Annotated in this window: 15 protein-coding genes and 1 pseudogene; 6 read left to right on the top strand and 10 right to left on the bottom strand. The window is 54.8% G+C overall.

What is annotated here, in order from left to right:
- Nucleotides 1-15 precede the first annotated feature (15 nt).
- From RUDLU_RS0119425 to RUDLU_RS0119390, 8 genes and pseudogenes are all read right to left on the bottom strand, one after another.
- Nucleotides 16-702 carry a hypothetical protein gene (locus tag RUDLU_RS0119425; protein WP_019990090.1) on the bottom strand — a complete coding sequence of 229 codons (687 nt, stop codon included), beginning with the start codon at nucleotides 700-702 and terminating at the stop codon, nucleotides 16-18.
- Between the two features lie 335 nt (nucleotides 703-1,037).
- Complete coding sequence (gldD, locus tag RUDLU_RS0119420) at nucleotides 1,038-1,619, bottom strand: gliding motility lipoprotein GldD (RefSeq protein WP_483826376.1); 582 nt, start codon at nucleotides 1,617-1,619, stop codon at nucleotides 1,038-1,040.
- Nucleotides 1,620-1,716: 97 nt separating this feature from the next.
- A complete protein-coding gene (locus RUDLU_RS0119415) occupies nucleotides 1,717-2,007 on the bottom strand; it encodes a hypothetical protein (protein ID WP_019990088.1) in 291 nt (96 codons plus the stop codon).
- A gap of 297 nt (nucleotides 2,008-2,304) precedes the next feature.
- A complete protein-coding gene (locus RUDLU_RS0119410; protein WP_019990087.1) occupies nucleotides 2,305-3,081 on the bottom strand; it encodes a TIGR00266 family protein in 777 nt (258 codons plus the stop codon).
- A 13-nt stretch (nucleotides 3,082-3,094) separates the two neighbouring features.
- A pseudogene (locus RUDLU_RS30175) lies at nucleotides 3,095-3,307 on the bottom strand (DUF4160 domain-containing protein).
- Nucleotides 3,304-3,597 carry a hypothetical protein gene (locus RUDLU_RS0119400; RefSeq protein WP_019990085.1) on the bottom strand — a complete coding sequence of 98 codons (294 nt, stop codon included), beginning with the start codon at nucleotides 3,595-3,597 and terminating at the stop codon, nucleotides 3,304-3,306. Before RUDLU_RS0119400 ends, RUDLU_RS30175 begins: the two are co-directional and overlap by 4 nt.
- A gap of 155 nt (nucleotides 3,598-3,752) precedes the next feature.
- Nucleotides 3,753-5,282, bottom strand: coding sequence for a glutamate--tRNA ligase (gltX, locus tag RUDLU_RS0119395; RefSeq protein WP_019990084.1), 1,530 nt, complete (start codon nucleotides 5,280-5,282; stop codon nucleotides 3,753-3,755).
- Between the two features lie 81 nt (nucleotides 5,283-5,363).
- Nucleotides 5,364-5,729: a Rid family detoxifying hydrolase gene (locus RUDLU_RS0119390; RefSeq protein ID WP_019990083.1), complete on the bottom strand. Its 366-nt coding sequence runs from the start codon at nucleotides 5,727-5,729 to the stop codon at nucleotides 5,364-5,366.
- Between the two features lie 143 nt (nucleotides 5,730-5,872).
- On the opposite strand from RUDLU_RS0119390, the gene RUDLU_RS0119385 reads away from it, so the two are divergent.
- Nucleotides 5,873-6,466 carry a TIGR04282 family arsenosugar biosynthesis glycosyltransferase gene (locus tag RUDLU_RS0119385; RefSeq protein ID WP_019990082.1) on the top strand — a complete coding sequence of 198 codons (594 nt, stop codon included), beginning with the start codon at nucleotides 5,873-5,875 and terminating at the stop codon, nucleotides 6,464-6,466.
- A 105-nt stretch (nucleotides 6,467-6,571) separates the two neighbouring features.
- Entirely contained in the window at nucleotides 6,572-7,516 is a 945-nt protein-coding gene (locus RUDLU_RS0119380) for a phosphatase domain-containing protein (protein ID WP_019990081.1), read from the top strand.
- 61 nt (nucleotides 7,517-7,577) lie between these two features.
- Here RUDLU_RS0119380 and RUDLU_RS0119375 read toward each other — a convergent pair whose 3' ends face one another.
- A complete protein-coding gene (locus tag RUDLU_RS0119375; RefSeq protein ID WP_019990080.1) occupies nucleotides 7,578-11,093 on the bottom strand; it encodes a putative Ig domain-containing protein in 3,516 nt (1,171 codons plus the stop codon).
- A 345-nt stretch (nucleotides 11,094-11,438) separates the two neighbouring features.
- Here RUDLU_RS0119375 and RUDLU_RS0119370 point away from each other — a divergent pair, with 345 nt between their 5' ends.
- The 4 genes from RUDLU_RS0119370 to RUDLU_RS0119355 are packed head-to-tail and all read left to right on the top strand — an operon-like array spanning nucleotide 11,439 to nucleotide 15,177.
- Nucleotides 11,439-12,170 (top strand): tRNA1(Val) (adenine(37)-N6)-methyltransferase, encoded by a 732-nt coding sequence (locus RUDLU_RS0119370; protein ID WP_019990079.1) that lies wholly within the window; start codon nucleotides 11,439-11,441, stop codon nucleotides 12,168-12,170.
- Nucleotides 12,171-12,184: 14 nt separating this feature from the next.
- Complete coding sequence (locus RUDLU_RS0119365) at nucleotides 12,185-13,156, top strand: glycosyltransferase family 2 protein (protein WP_019990078.1); 972 nt, start codon at nucleotides 12,185-12,187, stop codon at nucleotides 13,154-13,156.
- Between the two features lie 54 nt (nucleotides 13,157-13,210).
- Nucleotides 13,211-13,663 (top strand): GNAT family N-acetyltransferase, encoded by a 453-nt coding sequence (locus tag RUDLU_RS0119360; RefSeq protein WP_019990077.1) that lies wholly within the window; start codon nucleotides 13,211-13,213, stop codon nucleotides 13,661-13,663.
- 35 nt (nucleotides 13,664-13,698) lie between these two features.
- A complete protein-coding gene (locus tag RUDLU_RS0119355; RefSeq protein WP_027303218.1) occupies nucleotides 13,699-15,177 on the top strand; it encodes a helix-turn-helix domain-containing protein in 1,479 nt (492 codons plus the stop codon).
- A gap of 243 nt (nucleotides 15,178-15,420) precedes the next feature.
- Here the strand turns inward: RUDLU_RS0119355 and RUDLU_RS0119350 are convergent, their stop codons facing one another.
- Nucleotides 15,421-17,943: a hypothetical protein gene (locus RUDLU_RS0119350; RefSeq protein ID WP_157580296.1), complete on the bottom strand. Its 2,523-nt coding sequence runs from the start codon at nucleotides 17,941-17,943 to the stop codon at nucleotides 15,421-15,423.
- Between the last annotated feature and the right edge of the window lie 32 nt (nucleotides 17,944-17,975).

Raw genomic sequence — 17,975 nt, 5'->3', positions numbered from 1 at the left:
CCTACGCGGCCCGACCTACGCGGCCCGACTACTGCTGGGTCGGCGGAGGGTGGCTGAACGAATCGGTTGCCGGTGGTTCAGGTTTTCTTCCAGCACCTCTTCGGTAATGGCCCCAATGTGCAGGGCCCGTTTCATAACCGACTCAAACGGCAGGTTGAAGTAGTTGGACACTTCGCTGCGGAAACTGTCCGGGAAACGCGACAACCGGATACCGAAAAACTTCCGCACCTCATCTTCGGGCAACAAAGCCGCCAGGGCCACGCGCTCGGCTTCGGGCAGTAGCTCCTGTTTGCTGGCGTAGGCATGGTCGAGGCCGATTGCCGCCGTCAGGATATTCAAAAACAGATTTTTGTACATTCCCGACAGTTCAGCGGGCAGAATGACCCAACCCTGCTCCCGGAATTTGGCCGCAAAGCCAGTCAGTCCTTCCACACCCCGCAGTTCGCCGGCGATCATCTCATCGGGAAACTGCAAACGGCTATCCTGCTTTTGAAGCCGGTACACCACCGCTTCGACCGGGCTTTTCTGAAAAAGCAGGTCGGCAGGAATCACTCGCTTGCTTTCCCACTGATCGGTCAGGCGTGTAAACACCGACTCGTTGTACACCAGTTTGTCGGCCGAGCCGAGGCTAACCAGCATTCGCCGAAACGACGCCAGAAAGTCAATCGAGAGCTGATTAGGATTGTTTTTAGTTCGTGCCATGAGCAATTCTGAACGGCCGAAAAAATCGGCTCATTAGTATAGTTGTCCTGTTGATAATGAACAGTAAATCTACCAAAATCGCTCCATAAAAACAATCACAACGAGGGGCAAAAATAGGCCCGTACAAACCGGACAATCTGCCTATAACCTACGCTTTTTCAATCGGTTACAAGCAGCCACAGACAGCAATGGGGTCTTAACAAATAGCCCACCGCGTGCAGCACTTCGTACAAGGTGTTGCCGGGCGGGGCAACACGCTAAACAAGGGCGTTGTTTACGGGGCCAGATTCGCCAATGCAATCCGTCAACTCAAAAATGAATCCTGCACAAAAGCCTCACTGCCGCCATTTGAGGGTTTTGAGCATGTGGATAATATCCTGCCGAACGTACTGAATTACCGGCGCTAACGAGTCGTTGGCCGTAGCGGTATTGAAATAAAGCGCCCCCCGCAAAAAATGCGTAGTGGTATCGGTTGTGATAAACTGTACCTGTGTGGGCACCTCCCCTTCCAGCTCGATTACGTTGGCCCACAAACCCGAGGGTAATTTCTGAATTTGCTCCCGAATGGCCGTTGCTTTGATTTTGTGCTTACCCGCCAGCTTATACGAATCCTGCAACATGGATTTTAGCCGCTCGGGATTGTTGAGCACCGGTTTGTAGGTCAGCTGCACACTCGCCTGAAACGCCGGGTAGTAAATAAAAATCCAGTGAGGCTCAGCCCGGGCAAACGTATCGGGCAACACCCGAGCCATACGGTTTACCTCAAACTGATACGGGTGGTTCGGCGGGAGCGTCACGTACCGGTGCGGGGGCAGATCAATGCGGGGGTATCCTTTGGGTTTGGGTATGTAGTCGGCATCGGTCGAAGTAGACGAAGAGCCGCAGGCTGTCAGCCCCAGAAGGGCCACCAAAAGCAAATGCTTACACACAGTAGTGGGAATTTATAACGAACCCTTAGAGAACGAAAAACCCGGCCGTTTCGTGCCGGGTTTTCGTTCTCTAAGGGTTCTGCCATCAGGTATTCACTTCTTCCAGGGCTTCCTCTTTCACGGGCTGCCCCATGAGCGTAGCAAACCGGTTGATATTAAACGTTGGCTCAAACCAGACCTCGCCCAGCACCGGGTGCTTTACAGGCACCTCAGGGTTCTGAATTTCATTGAGCAGCACCCCCGTTTCGCCGTGGGTATGGCGCTTTACCATCCGGATGGTGTACAACTGATCCTGCTTGGGCGTTTGTACCCCGAACTCCGCGTAAAAAGCCAGCACCGGGGCCGGAAATTTATCGTTAATGCAAATGACTTCCATACTCTAAATCTTGATACACCTGATTACAAGGATATGCCTAAAGGCGTTTGCTGTCAGCAGGTTTTCATTCAGAACACGAAGTTAGCAGAATGCATTCGTCCGAAAATCAATGAAATCATAAAAATCCGATGAATCATGACTCGGACATTAACCCAGGGGTGTAGGACAAGTTCTTTGTGATAGGGATTCGACAGAAGTTTTTTTCTGACAGGATTACAGGATAAACAGGATTGATTGAGCCCCAAAAATCCTGTTTATCCTGTAATCCTGTCAGAAAAATAAACTTGTCCTACACCCCTAATCCAGTAACCCGCCGAGATTGCCCAGCACCGAGCCGCTCTCTTTGTGCGACTGACCACTGTACGGAGCCAGACGCTGCACCAGTTTCGAGATCGGCATCGACTGAATCCAGACCCGGCCCGTGCCGCTCAGCGTGGCTAAAAACAGGCCTTCTCCGCCGAAAATCATGCTTTTGAGGCCACCCGAGCGCTGAATATCAAAATGTACCTGCGGCTCAAAAGCCACTACGCAACCCGTATCAATACGCAGGGTTTCGTTGTTCAGCTGCCGCTCAATCACAACCCCGCCCGCGTGCACAAACGCCATACCGTCGCCCTGTAGTTTCTGCATAATGAAGCCCTCGCCCCCGAAGAAGCCCGAGCCCAGCCGCTGATTGAAATGGATGCTCATGCGCGTACCCATAGCAGCACACAAAAAACCGTCTTTCTGCACAATGAGTGAATTGCCGTAGATATTGGCCAGGTTGATCGGCATTACCGTGCCAGGGTACGGGGCCGCAAACGCCAGCTTGCGCTTGATACCCGCCCGGTTGGTAAAATGGGTCATAAACAGCGACTCACCCGTGATGAGCCGCGAGCCTGCCTGCAACAGCTTACCCATGAGGCCCTGCGTAGGCTGCGAGCCGTCGCCCATTTTGGTTTCAAACTGAATACCGTCTTCCATAAACAGCATAGAGCCGGCTTCGGCAATAACGGTTTCGTTTGGGTCCAGCTCGATTTCTACGATCTGAATGTCTTCGCCAATGATTTTGTAATCGATTTCGTGTGAGTACATTTGGTTTGGGAGTTTACTGAAGTGGTTCTATTTGTTTCAAAGGCTGGAAGGCTTTTGCCCTTTCCCAGTCCTGCATTAATTCCTGTTGGTGGAGCACAGCCCACTCGATTACCATCCCCAGAGCACGTGAGGGGAGTTTCCCTTCGATAACACGTCAATCCGTAATCGAAATAAGGCACTCATCGCTACCATATTTTGCGTGGAAGTGCGGTGGAGCATGATTCAGCGTTTTTCCAATTCGTCGAAATCAGCATCGTCCAGATTCAGATCGTCGTCATCCTCTTCTTCCTCCTCATCGGGGGCTTTGGGTTCTTCTTCGCCCCGCAGCGCCTTCAGGTCGTCGCGGTGCCGGAGTTTTTTATCATCGACGGTCTTGTTCAGAAACTGGTTGATCTTGTCAATATCGTAGCTCGTTGTGATTTCGCCGAACGAGTTGATCTGAATATCGAATCCTTCGAGGTCTTTATGAACCCGGGGTTTTTCGTTTTCGTCGAGGTTTGATTTCTTCTTTGCCATGTTGGTCACCGTTTGTCTGTCTTTCTGGTGAATTAACACCCAAATCGGTTGGAGGTTTAGAGTCGGGGGCTAGCGGACTGCCCGCTCAAAAAAATGTCCGACGTTTCAAACCTACCCGATTTCGAAACGCCGGACAACTTCTGTTGTGTAAATGGTTAATTCAGGCGCTCCAGGGCCCGGTTCAGCCGGATAAGCGTCTCCTCCCGACCAATGATTTCCATGGTCAGCATCAGGTCGGGGCCAGCCCCCGTACCCGTGAGGGCCAGGCGCATGGCCTGCATCACTTTTCCCTGTTTAATGCCAGCCTGCTGCAACGTCTCAGACAGCAAATGCTTGATGGCATCGGCCACAAACTCACCTTCGTAGGTTTCGAGCGCCTGTCGGAAAGCCGTAGCCGCAGCGATGGCGTCGGCGTTCCACTTAGCTGCGCGCACCGTTTCGTCGTAGCTATCGGGCGAATAGAAAATGGTACGGGCTTCGGGGAAAATCTCGTGCGCAAAATTGACGCGCTCCTTCAGCAGAGCCGTGATTTTGGTTGCTTTTTCGAGCGTACAGGGGAAACCAGCCCCTTCGGCTGCCTGCTGCACCACCGGAGCCAGATTGGCGTCGGGCTGCTGCCGAATGTACTGATGGTTGAACCATTTGGCTTTCTCCACGTCGAAACGGGCCCCGCCTTTGTGGATGTTCTCAATCGAAAACGCTTCGATCAGTTCGTCCATCGTAAACAGTTCTTGCTCGGTACCGGGGTTCCAGCCCAGAAACGCCAGAAAGTTGACCAGGGCCTGCGGCAGGTAGCCATCTTCGCGGAAGCCCCGCGCTACCGTGCCCGTAAACGGATCAGTCCACTGAAGCGGAAACACCGGAAAACCACCCAAATCAGCGTCGCGCTTGCTTAGTTTACCGTTGCCCTCAGGCTTGAGCAACAGGGGCAGGTGCGCAAACTGCGGCATGGTGCTTTCCCAGCCAAGGTAGCGGTACAGCAACACGTGCAACGGGGCCGAGGGCAGCCACTCTTCACCCCGAATCACGTGGGTGATGCCCATCAGGTGATCATCGACGACGTTGGCAAGGTGGTAAGTCGGCAGGCCGTCGGATTTAAGCAGCACTTTATCATCAATGGCCGACGAGTGCACGTTGACCCAACCGCGAATCAGGTCGTTGAGCCGAACCTCTTCTTTGCGGGGGGTTTTGAGCCGAATCACGTAGGGGTCGCCCGCATCGATGCGTGCTTTCACTTCATCGGCTGGCAGCGTGAGCGAGTTTTTCATCTGCAACCGCGTGATAGCGTTGTACTGAGCCGCCGGGGCGTTGGCTTCTTCGAGCCGCTGCCGCATAGCGTCGAGTTCCTCGGGCGTATCAAACGCGTAATACGCTTTCCCTTCATCTACGAGCCGGAACGCTTCTTTCTGGTACATTTCTTTCCGCTCCGACTGCCGGTAGGGCGCATTGGGGCCGCCTACACTTTGTCCTTCGTCGATCTGAATGCCCACCCACTTGAGGGCTTCGATGATGTAATCTTCGGCACCCGGCACAAACCGATTCTGGTCGGTATCTTCAATACGCAGGAGCATTTTGCCGCCCATTTTGCGGGCAAACAGGTAGTTGTATAAAGCGGTGCGCACCCCGCCAATGTGTAGTGGGCCGGTGGGGCTGGGCGCGAAACGAACGCGAACGGGATTGGACATAGAAAATGATTGAGTGAAAGAGTGGAAGAGTGAAAGAGTGGACACGTAAGCTCACTCTTTCACTCTTCCACTCTTTCACCATTAAATCGCTATAACTGAAATTTCGACATTCACATCTTTGGGCAACCGTGCTACCTCTACGGTTTCGCGGGCGGGGTATTCGCCCGTGAAGAAAGAACTGTACACCTCGTTGATGAGACCAAAGTTGTTTAGGTCTTTCACAAAAATGGTGGCCTTCAGCACGTGGCTATAGTCTTTACCGGCTGTTTTCAGAATCGCGCCGATATTTTCCATTACCTTGCGTGTTTCGGCCTGAATATCGCCCGCTGGTGCCAGATCGGCGGCAATCTGACCCGATACAAACAGAAAGCCACCTGCCTGTACAGCCTGGCTATACGGACCAATCGGGGCCGGGGCCTGATCGGTGTAAACAATTTCTTTTGACATAATCTTATAGTCGATAGTCGGCAGTTTAGTGTCAGACTTGTTGCTTCATCGGCGGTTGGTGGGCGGCCTTTGTCGTCGCTATCCGTTCCGGTAAGTAAGCAGTTGACCTGACTGGCCCGCAAAGTTACGACGTAAACCACCTTATGCAGGATTTCTCCCTGATCATCTTCGTGAAAAATCCGGTTCCGGGAACCGTGAAAACCCGAATTGCCCGTACCGTAGGCAACGAGCGCGCTACGGCTGTGTACCGACATTTGCTTGCCCACACCCAACAGATTAGCCGAATGCTGCCCTGGAAACGACTCGTTTACTACGGCGACTTTATCAATTCGGCCGATGGCTGGATGGGGTACCACAAACGGCTCCAAACCGGTCAGGATTTGGGCGAACGCATGCACAATGCCTTTGCCGAGCAGTTTGCCGCCGGGGCCAAACGGGCCGTTATTATGGGCAGTGATTGCCTCGCTATTCAGCCTGATCACCTGAAACAGGCCTTTCGCGCTCTCGACACCACCGACGTAGTCATTGGACCGGCTACCGACGGCGGGTATTACGTACTCGGTATGAAACGGTTGCACTCTTTTCTGTTTCAGAACAAACCCTGGAGTCAGCCCGAATTGCTCGAACAAACCATTGCCGACCTCAACCAACACGGCCTCACCTACACACTCCTCGAACCCCTAACCGACATTGATGAATGGGACGATTACATCAGTCAGTCGAATGTTGGGATATAATGAATGTAAAGTTTACTGTTTTCAGTCTAGGGTTTTCAGTTTACGCTTGCGCCAGCCCACTGTAAACTCTAAACCGTAAACTGCAAACTCTTAATTTTCAGCCTCATGCAACACCTCCTTATTCTGGTCGGCATCAGCGGTAGTGGCAAGTCGACGTTTGCCCGGCAGTGGGTGCAGGACAAACCCAACTACCTGCGCCTGAACCGCGACGAACTGCGCCGAAGCGTGCTGCCGGTGCCGTTGGGAGAATACTGGAAGTGGGATGAGAAACGTAAAAACCGGATTGAGCGGCTGGTGTCGGACTTAGAGCAAACCGCTCTTCAATCAGCGCTCGATGGCGGCTGGAACGTGGTCATGGACAACACGCACCTGCGCGCCCGGTATATTCATGACGTACTGAAACGGGTAGAGAACCGCGAGATCGAAGTCACGTTCCGGCTGCTGGAAGTTTCCGTTGAGGAAGCCATCCGACGCGATGCCAACCGACCCGACTCCGTGGGCGAAACCGCCATTCGGGAGCAGGCTGAGCGGCTGAAACAGTTTCGGAAGCAGTTCGACGTGAGTCAACGGCTCGTTTTTCCTAAAACAAACGCGGTGCCTTCGCCCACCGTTCAGAACAACGACCTACCCAAGTGCATTCTGGTGGATATTGACGGGACGGCCGCCAAAATTCACGACCGATCCCCGTTCGACTGGCTCAAAGTGGGTCGTGATAAACCCAACCCGCCCGTACTGAACGTAGTGCGGGCCATGCGCGAGGCCGGGTACGCCATTATTTTTATATCGGGCCGCGACAGCCTCGCCCGCCCCGAAACAATCAACTGGCTTTGGCGGCATATGGGTTGGCGCGAGGGCTCCGACTATCAGCTGTTTATGCGCAAACAGAATGATATGCGCAAAGACGCCATCGTAAAGCGCGAACTGTTCGACGCCCATATCCGGGGCCGCTATTTCGTTGAAGTGATCCTGGACGACCGCGATCAGGTAGTCGCCCTCTGGCGTCGCGATTTGGGTCTCCCCTGCTTTCAGGTCGACTACGGTAATTTCTAACTAAACGAGGGGCCTCGCCAATGGCGAGGCCCCTCGTTTTACAATTGGTTTGTATCCGGTTTTACTGCCGAACCACTTTCACGGTTTTCTGCCCGCCGGGCGTACTCACCTGTACGAAATACATCCCGACCGAACGGCCCAGTTGTACCCGGCGCGATTCGGTAGCCCCGGCTTGCTCAATCAGTTGCTCACTCACCAGCTGCCCCGTAGCGTCAGCCACGCGTAGCCGCAACGAACCACCAGCAGCTCCGCGCACCACAATCTGCACCGCATCGGCCGACGTTGGGTTACCCAGCACCGTGACATCGAGCGAGCCAGACGTTTCGGCACTGGCCACGCGGCCCGCGGCCCCTCCGCTGCACACGGCTTTGAAGTCCCAGCTGTAGCTTACTTCGCTCGCCGGATTGCCCACGTAACGGGCCTGGAGAGCAAACGGTTGGGCGTCGGCAAAGGGCCGCACCGTGTAAGGGCCTGCCACCGTCGACCAGTCGGTGATACCCACCGCCCGGTACTGAATCGGCTGCCCGGTACCACCCGTCGTATTGAACGTAAAGGCACCCGTGGCGCAGTCGTACGTGGGGGCAATTAGCGCCAGCGGAGCCGGTTGTGTGGGGCTCACAGGCGTAGTAGCCGTGCCACTAATCAGAACGGCAAAACTCACCGACGACGACAGGTTGCCCGGATCGGTAGCCGAAATGGTCAGGCCGATAACTCCGCTCTGACTGGGCGTACCCGAAATAGTCCGCGTACCGGCATTAAACGACAAGCCGTTGGCCGGCAGGCCTGTAGCTGTGTACGTGAGGGCGTCGCCGTTGGGATCGGTAAAGGCAGGCACTACAAACGTAAACGGAACCCCTACCGTAGCCGACTGCGGCCCCACGGCCGGCGGCACCGGCGCGCCATTGGCCGGTGGTGTACCCGAACAGAACGCCCGGAAATCGAACGTCCGGTTGAGCGTCACGCCATCTTGCTGAACCCGCAAAATCACCGTCGAATTGTTGGGGTCGTTCACAATGGCAGCATCGATAAACTGTACCGGGTTGCCCGACGGTACGGTCACAAACACAATCGAATACAACAGGGGCGAACCTGAGCCTCCGGCCGTCTGGAACGTTACCTGACGCGTAGTGCAGTTATACAACGGAGCCAGCAGGGTCAGGCTGGTGGGGGCCACACCCGTACCCGAAGGCGGAGCCGTGGTGGTACTCGACGGAGGGCTCACCGGATCGGGATTCTGAGCGCAGAACTGCCGGAAGTTGAACGACAACGGCTGGGCCATCAGACCATCCTGCAACGCCCCAATAGTAATGATACCCGAACTGTTAGGGTCGAGCCGCACACCGGCCTCAATAACGCCCGTGGGGTTCGTAGCCGATGAGCGTTGTACACCAATCGCCGTGAATGTAATAGGCGAACCGCTGCCCCCGCTCGTGCGGAACGTGATCTGACCCGTAGCGCAGTCGTAAAGCGGAGTAATCAGCGTCAGCGGGCTGCCCGGCGTAACCGGCGGGTTTTCCGTTGGCGGGGCCAATACACCGCGTACCGTCAGGCGAATCTCGTCGGTATCGTCGTCGTAGTTGTTACAGAGAGCGTTATCGAACACCGAATCATGATCGAACTGATCGGCGCTTTTGATCTCCGCCTGCATCCGCAGAGCGGTATTTTCGGGAGCCGTTACCGAAGCCGTAAACACAAACTGCGCCGTAGCGTTGGCAGCAATGCTACCCGCCGTAAACGTCAGCTCGCGGCTTTCGGTATTGTAGCTGACGCCGGGGGTGCTGCTGCTCACGTACGACAGCCCCACCGGCAACGTAGCCCGGGCTATCACGTTGGTGGCTACCTGCGGGCCGAGGTTATTCTTGATACCGACCCGAATGGTGACGACCTCGTTTTGCGCGGGCGTCGGGTTGCTCACGCTCATATTGCCAAACAGCTCCACATCGGCCCCGGCATTGGTGGGCACATTGATGCGGGTATCAATGCTCTGCGTATCGTCTTCTCCATTGCAGAAACCGTTTCCGTGCGGGCTATCGGGGTCTTTCGTATCGGCCGACATAATCTGCCAATAGGTGTAATACTTATTGGCGTTCGATGCCGTGCTGGTAGTTGGCGTGGGCGGAACCGTTGCGTAGAAATACAGTAACCGACGTTCGCCCGGTGCCAAATCGTCGACGTGCAGCAGCACCCGGCCCGTGCCCGGATCAAAGGTAGTGCCGGGTGTAGTTGGCGTCATGGTCCAGGTAGTCGAAGACGGGTCGGTGGTGGGGCTATTGTCTGTTGTGTAGCCCGATCCGGCGGGCAATTGCACCGCAATATGGATGTTGGTAGACGGGTTACTGTCTTCGTTCAAGACGTGGGTCACGTAGCGCACACGCTCACCCGGTGCGGGCGTCCGACGGCTCACGTCCACTTTGGGCAGGGCCAGATCGACCGTAGGGACTGGGTTTTCGGGCAGATCAATTGTCGCCGTGACGGGGGTTTCGGTACTACGGCAACCCGCAGCCGATACGCAGATAGCGCTGTAGTTATAGAATCCCGAAGCCGAGGGGCTAACCAATACACTTCCCTTAGTGCCGTCGGTCCACTCAGGGGTACCCGTGAGACAACTCGCCGTCAGAGTTACCGCTGTTCCCTCGGTAGTGGTCAGTGAGGCCGGATTTCCCGTTACCGTAGGGGCAGTGGGGAGCGCTTCAATCAGCAGAGTTCCGGTCACCGATTCGATCAGCAGACCGGCTAATCGCGCCGAACCATCCGGCACACAATCTACTGTGTACGAGAACACCCCCGCAACCGACCCATCAACCCCGTAGGTACTTTGCAACAGAGCCGACCCACCAGCCGGGGTTATTTGGGGCACAAAGGCAGTGGGGCAACTGGCCGTTACACTCAACGGCGTACCCAAACAGGCAGTCAGGTTGGGCGTTGGGCTTACCGTAGGCCGAATAGGAGCCGGTAACACCTGAATGACAACTTCGATCTCGTTACTGCCGCACCCTCCTTCGGCAGCCTGACAAGACACGTAGTAAAATAAATCTTGTGGTGATGACGGTGCCACTACCGTTCGGATAGCGCCCGCCATCGGGTCATCCGCCCAAATAGCAGTGGAGCCGGTTGGGCAGGTGGCCGTCAGCGAAAAACTGGCGTTTACTTCTACCGTTCCACTGGCCGGGTTGCTTGTAATCACCGGCTCACTGGGGGCATCAATTCCGTAAATAGTAAACTCAGTAGAGCTGCTTTCCTGAGCCGCGTTGGTGCAGGTAAAGGTGTAGCTTTCCACGCCCGGATTCACAAAGTAGATCACCAGAAACCCGTTGGAACCCGATGCCGTTCGGCTCTCGGGCCCGCTGTACGAAGCCGTTGTACTAACCGGGCAACTAAATTCGATGCCCCGCTCAGTGCCGCCCACACAGAGCGACAACGTACTGGGGCCATCGATGGTAGGCGAGGTGGGCGGTGCTACAATGGCTGCCGGTAACGCCTTGGGCGGATCGGCCGCAAAAACGTTGCTGCAAAGCGCAAGCAGGCAGCTTACACATACTAACCAGCACCGGATGACTGACGTAATGGTTCTATTCATCGACTGATAGGAAGAGTAGGTTATAAATAAGGCCCAAGTTACATTAAATCTGCATTAACAAAGCAAATCTCTTCATATATAAACGGGGGCTTATACTCTACAAATCAACTAGTTAAATCTGATTTTCAATTCCTTACTCAGACGTTAAGTATCACACCAAGTGTAGTATTTTTGCATTCGGTTTATATTTATTCGGACAACCGGCCTTTCAATACTGGACATTCGGACTTCAGATACCGGACGCTAGACTTACTACCCTTATATATGGAGGTCTAATGTCCAACATCTAATGTCCAGTACTGACGAACAGGTCTAACCGTCCTTCATTCACCGACTGTACCCGCTTTGTTTCGTTTCAAACAGTTTACCGTTCAGCAACACCGGACCGCCATGAAGGTCTGCACCGATGCCTGTGTGCTGGGGGCCTACACGCACCCGGCCACCACGCAGCTGCGGGAGAACCCAACCCTGCTCGACATTGGCACCGGCACCGGATTACTGGCCCTGATGGCGGCTCAGAATTACCCCAAAGCCCCCCGTATCGACGCCGTGGAGCTCGACCCCGACGCTTTCGCGCAGGCTACCGACAACGTGGCCGCCAGTCCCTTTGCCAACCGAATCCGAGTGCATCAGACCGCCATTCAGCATTTCCGGCCCGATGCCCCCTACGACCTTATTCTGACCAACCCGCCGTTTTTCACGAATCACCTCCGCTCGCCCAACGCGGCCACCAACCGGGCCCTCCATACCGACACGCTCCCGTTTCCCGACCTCGTAGCGGCCGCAGACCGACTGCTGCACCCCGACGGCGAGTGGTGGGTGCTGTTGCCACCCTATGAGGCCGGGCAGCTCGAAACCCTCGCCCAGCAGGCCAACCTGTGGCCGTTCAGCCGGTTGAGCCTACGCCACAACGCGCGTAAGGCCCCGTTTCGGCATATTACGGGCTACCGCCGAAACCCCTCCGCCGTACAGGCCGACACCCTCACCGTGTACGAGCCCGACCCCGCCAACCCCGGCCGCGAAACGTACACCCTCCCCTTCCGCCAACTTCTAAGCCCGTTTTACCTTATTTTTTAAGAACTTTGTGTTCTATGTCCGACTTGCAATTAACCGTTCTGATCCCCCTCTATAACGAAGATGAGTCGCTGCCCGAACTGCACGACTGGATTGTTCGGGTGGTGACGGAGCATCGCTATACATACGAAATCCTGTTTATCGACGACGGTTCCACCGACCGGTCGTGGTCGGTAATTGAACAGTTGGCCGCCCGCAACCCTGCGCATGTACGCGCCGTACGGTTTGGGCGCAACTACGGCAAAACAGCCGCGCTACAGGTGGGATTCAAAGCCAGCCGGGGCAACGTAGTGATTACAATGGATGCCGACCTACAGGACAGCCCCGACGAAATCCCGGATCTGTACCGCATGATTACCCAGGACGGGTACGACCTGGTGTCGGGCTGGAAGAAGAAACGCTACGACCCCCTCACCAAAACTCTGCCCACCAAACTCTTCAACGGCGTATCACGCTGGGTGTCGGGTGTGCAGTTACACGACTTCAATTGTGGCCTCAAAGCCTACCGGCAGGCCGTAGTCAAATCGTTTGACCTGTACGGCGAGATGCACCGCAACCTGCCCATTGTGGCCAAGTGGAACGGGTTTGGGCGTATCGGCGAGAAAGTAGTGCAGCATCAGGCCCGCAAATACGGCAACACCAAGTTCGGGCTCGACCGGTTTATCAACGGCTTCCTCGACTTGCTCGTCATTGCGTTTATGCACCGGTTCAGCAAGCGACCCATGCACTTTTTCGGGGGCTTCGGTACGCTGTCGTTTTTCATCGGTACGGTACTGGCCTTTTACCTCATCGGGCTCAAACTGTACAATATTTCGCAGGGGCTCCGTTTCCGCAACGTAACCGACAACCCCTTGTTTTTCTTTGCCTTAGTGGCTATTATCCTGGGGGTTCAGTTGTTTCTGGCGGGGTTTGTGGGCGAGCTGCTCATCCGCCAAAATCACCACCGGCCCGAAGATTATTTGATTGCCGAACGAATCGAAACCGAGTAGTTTGGCGCCTTAAATACTTACTAATTTGTTACCAATCCCTACCCCCTACCAACCATGATTCAGATTCGCCCCGGCGTTGCGGCTGATATTCCGCAGGTATTTGACTTAGTGATGGAGTTGGCTGTCTATGAAAAAGCGGCCGATCAGGTAACCAACACGCCTGAGCAAATGCTCCAGGACGGCTTTGGCCCCAACCCTTCATTTGGCTTTCTGGTAGCCGAAGACGACGAAAAAAACCAGATCATCGGCATTGCCCTCTACTACTACCGCTACTCGACCTGGAAAGGCAAGCGCCTGTACCTGGAAGACATCATCGTGACCGAAAACTACCGGGGCATGGGCATTGGTAAACTCCTCCTCGACGAAACCATTGTGACAGCCCGCCAAACTAACTGCACCGGTATGATGTGGCAGGTACTCGACTGGAACAAGCCCGCAATTGGGTTCTACCAGCAGTTTGGCACCCGCTTCGACGATGGCTGGACAAACTGTCACCTCGATTTTTAGTTTAGCGTTTACCCGTTCATCAACTCACACGCGCCTTGTCACTCCCCTCCGACCACATCCGTCTTTTGTTTGGCCTCAAACTACGTCAGCTTCGTATCGACAGAGGCTTGTCGGTGAGCGAGCTGGCGCAGGCTTCGGGCATGGCCGTTTCGTACATCTCCGAAATTGAAAAGGGCCGTAAATATCCCAAAGCTGATAAAATTTCGGCGTTGGCAACGGCCATGAACGTGGATTACGATACGCTGGTATCGCTGAAACTGAGCAAAAAACTGGAGCCCATTTCGGACCTGCTCCGCTCGAAGTTTCTGACCGAAATTCCGCTCGAACTGTTCGGTATCGACCCGTCAGATTTGCTGGAGTTGCTGGCCGAAGCCCCCGCCAAAGTGAGCGCTATGATTCGGACGTTCATGGACATTGCCCTCAGCTACAACATGTCGGTAGAGCGGCTGTACATGACCATGCTCCGGTCGTATCAGGAACTACACGACAACCATTTTGAGGATATTGAAGCCGATGCCGACCGGTTTCTGGCCGAGTTTGCCCCGGCCAATGCGCCTGTAACCGAGGGTCTGCTGACCAACCTGCTCAAAACGCGGTACAACGTCACGATTCAGCCCTTCGACCCCGATACCCAGCCCGATTTGGCCACGCTGCGGTCGGTGTACCGGCCCGAAAGCCGGGTGCTGCACCTCAACCGCCACATGGCACCCGGTCAGCGGGCTTACGTGCTTGCCCGCGAGGTCGGGTTTCAGTACCTCAACCTCAAAGTTCGGCCCTACGCCTATGCTTTTGTCGAAGCCGAATCATTTGAGCAGGTCCTCAACAATTACAAAGCATCATACTTTGCCGGGGCTATCCTGATCCGGCGCGAGCGGCTTATTGAACGGCTGAGCGAGCTGTTTGCCCGCCCAACCTGGAACAACGACGATTTTCTGAACCTGATTGAGGAATGCGGCTCAACCCCGGAGCGGTTTTTTTACCGGCTTAGCAACGTGCTGCCCAAATATTTCGGGATCGACCAGTTGTTTTTCTACCGGTTCAACAACACGGCGGGGGAAAACATTTTTCATCTCACTAAGGAGATGCACCTGTCGCGCACGCAGGGGCCACGCGGCATGGTCGATGAGCACTACTGCCGACGTTGGATTGCCCTGACTATTTTGCAGGAACTCTCGTTTTTGCAACGGCACAAACAGTTCGACGGGGCCGTGTGTCGGGCGCAGCTCTCAACTTACGCCGATTCGCGCCAGCAATACCTGATTGTATCGGTGGCTTACCCGCACCGAACCATCGAACAGGAAAACATGAGCGTGTCGATGTGTTTTGTGGTCAACGACGCCCTGCGCAGTAAGATGCAGTTTCTGAACGACCCCGCCCTCTCGCACCGGATCGTGAACGAAGCCTGCGAGCGCTGCGGCATTTTCGACTGCAAAGAGCGGGTCTCGGCACCTATTGTGCTCCAGAAACGCCGACAACAGGAGGCTACCAAGGCCGCCATGAGCCAATTGCTTTGAGGGAACTGATAAAAATCAGGCCATAAAAACATGCATTCCAAAAAGTAAGACATCCGTGGGTGTCTTACTTTTTTTTGATCCCCCTGTTACTTTTCTGTAGATGGGAAGTATTAACAGATGCTTGGGCACAAGTACAAGTACCTGACGTCAGGCCCGAGGCTATATTCACATACATTTAAAACTGCCCCTGAGGTCGGAAGCGCCAATCGAAATCCTGTCGATTAGCCTCCGACCTCGTTGGTTTTAAGCACTTACCAACGCCCGATATTCATCCATATCACCCCACAAGCGTTCCACCAGATCGTTCAGGTCCGGATGGCCCAGCTCGGCAGGGTCGTCGTAAGCCGATATCAGAAGTGCATAATCACGAATCAGATCGCGGAAGTCTCCTTTCAGTCTGTTCAAATAAACAGTATCAATGCCATGTTGTCGTAAAAACTGCATCAATCGCTCCGGTTTTGGCCCTTGTGCCCCCAATTCTCTAACCAACGCCCCCCCAAACCGAAGCGTAGCGAACCCGTGCCGAAAGGCTTCTAAAAGATAGCCCTTTATATCGTCGCGCAAATCCACCATCTTTTCCTGCGCGTGTCCGGCACTATAATGTCTTGCCAAATGACAGGCTGCAAAAAAGGCGGTTCGGCGGTCTTGCGTCCGCCGGGGCCGAAACGGATGGTTAGGCGATTTAGGTAACCGAATCAGCCGGTAAGCCTCACCTTCGAGTGCTGAAAGCAAACCGGCCAACTGCTTGTCGTACGAATCAAAACCCACCCGGGTCTGATTTTGCTGCTCCACCGACATTTGCCGGTGAAAGCGAATCGGGAGGGGGTCAATCGGCACCAGCCCTTCATCTGCCGACGGGGAAGGTTTCAGCACCGCCACCATCGCCATAATTCGGTCCTGATTTACGAGGGTTGCCATGCCAAACAGGTGCCGAATCTGATCGTACCGCTCTACATGCCCTTTGTCGTCGCATAAGGATACCAGCAACGAGCCTTGTAGTAGCTGATTGGTGGGTAAGCCAAATTGTATCCGTAACAAGTGATCGCGGCTTACCTCGGCCATCCCCTCGCCCGAGCGGCCATTCCCCGACAACAGGGCCTTGCCCGACCTCTGTACTTCCAGCCTGTACCGAAATATTTCCGGGGGGTCATTGGGGTTCCGACGTTCGGTCATATAGAGATCATACGTACCCGCAAGCTGAGCCAACGGACGCGCCCGCGTGACGTTTCTGAGTTCTTCAACAGCCTGACTGTCGGTGGCAGCCACCAGCCCCTGCTGACCGCTCAGGTATTGCCCCACTTTCAGATACTGAGGACTTTGGCAGAAGGTAAACATATCGAGGTCGGCCACTACCGGGTCGGCTTGTTTCTGCAACACTACCCGCCCCGAGGTGGGGTGTGTAAAGCTGTGATCGAAACCGGCGTACACGCCCAACAGGTAGCGATTGTCGGTAAGGCCACCTTCCAGAAAATAGTGTAACCGATAGGTGCCATTGTCATGATCGAAGTCCAAATCAACCCGAATACCGTGGTTATGCGGGATGGCAAAGCCCTGCAAACGAGGATGCTTGTGCTGAGTTGGATACCGGCACTCGACCCGGCCCGCCCGCGATATTTTGCAGATAAATAAGGTCACATGCCCTGTAATCGGATGCACAAAAAAACCTTGGTACGAGTCGGCAACCTCGGCCAGCAACCAGGCATTTTTTGCACGGGGCAATGCGTCAAACGATTCAACAGCCCCATCAGCAGGTACATCGACCCGCTGCCCCAGTAAGAAGTGAAACACCTCGTCGGGGATACTTTCGGGGTTCTGAACGTATTGTCTGATAAGATCTTCGCACGCTTCGAGCGACGGTTGCCGCCACCAGACCATTAACCCGGCGGCCGGGTGAGCCAGCCCAAACTTACCACTCAAACTCGCAAAAGCCCCCACATAAATCGGGGCCTTATCGCTGGTCCAGTCGAGGGTAATCTGGGTCCAGACACCAGTCCGTTTCTGACCGGGGGCATCAATCAACCGTAACGAAAGCATGTGCCCATCTGAAGGGTTGCTTTCGGTCACCACTGTTTTGTGCTGCCCGTCGCTATACCAATAGGTAACCTCAGCACCTACCCACGAGTGCTCGGGCGTAGTGGCCCCGGTTGGAGGCTTCACAAGGGCATAACCTACTTTCTCTCTTGTTTTTTTACGGTGAGGCCGCCAGTAAAATGCTAGAAAGCACGGCTGAGCAGGACTGCCAGCCGATCTGTCGGCACCAGCCGACTCGAGCATAACATGTTTCCGTTTTCGGCCCAGTCCTACTTTCTTTTTCAACCTCGGCGAACGGGTATCGATGGGCTGATTCTTATTCAGAAAAACAAGCTGTCCATTTTGTTCTTCTATCGACAGGTCCCCACCCGATTTGGCTATCAGGTAATGCGCCAGGGCTATAGTCCGAAACTTGGGCGATTTAATGGCGCGCACCCTATTCGGCACAATGTCGGGATTCAGCAAATAACTCACATTGGTTGCACTAATGGTGTCGGGCTCCTGATGGTTAATGGCCAACAACGATTTATAGGGTGCCTGGGCCAGATCGTCGGTAATTGCCTGCTGACTTATCCGAAGTGCCAGGTGGAAGGCTCTTAGACCGAGCACCACTTCTCTTCGATTGGGGTGGTTGAAAAAGGAAGGCGTATCAGTATCGTCGGGCAAGTAACGCTGGAGAAGCTGGTCAACTACTTCGTCCCGATGAATCGATTCATCAGTAGCTCTTTTTGTCATATGGGTGAGAATATAGTGGGCTTGAAAATTGA

This window comes from Rudanella lutea DSM 19387 (assembly GCF_000383955.1).
Classification (GTDB): domain Bacteria; phylum Bacteroidota; class Bacteroidia; order Cytophagales; family Spirosomataceae; genus Rudanella; species Rudanella lutea.
This window is presented reverse-complemented; position numbering and strand designations above follow the sequence as displayed.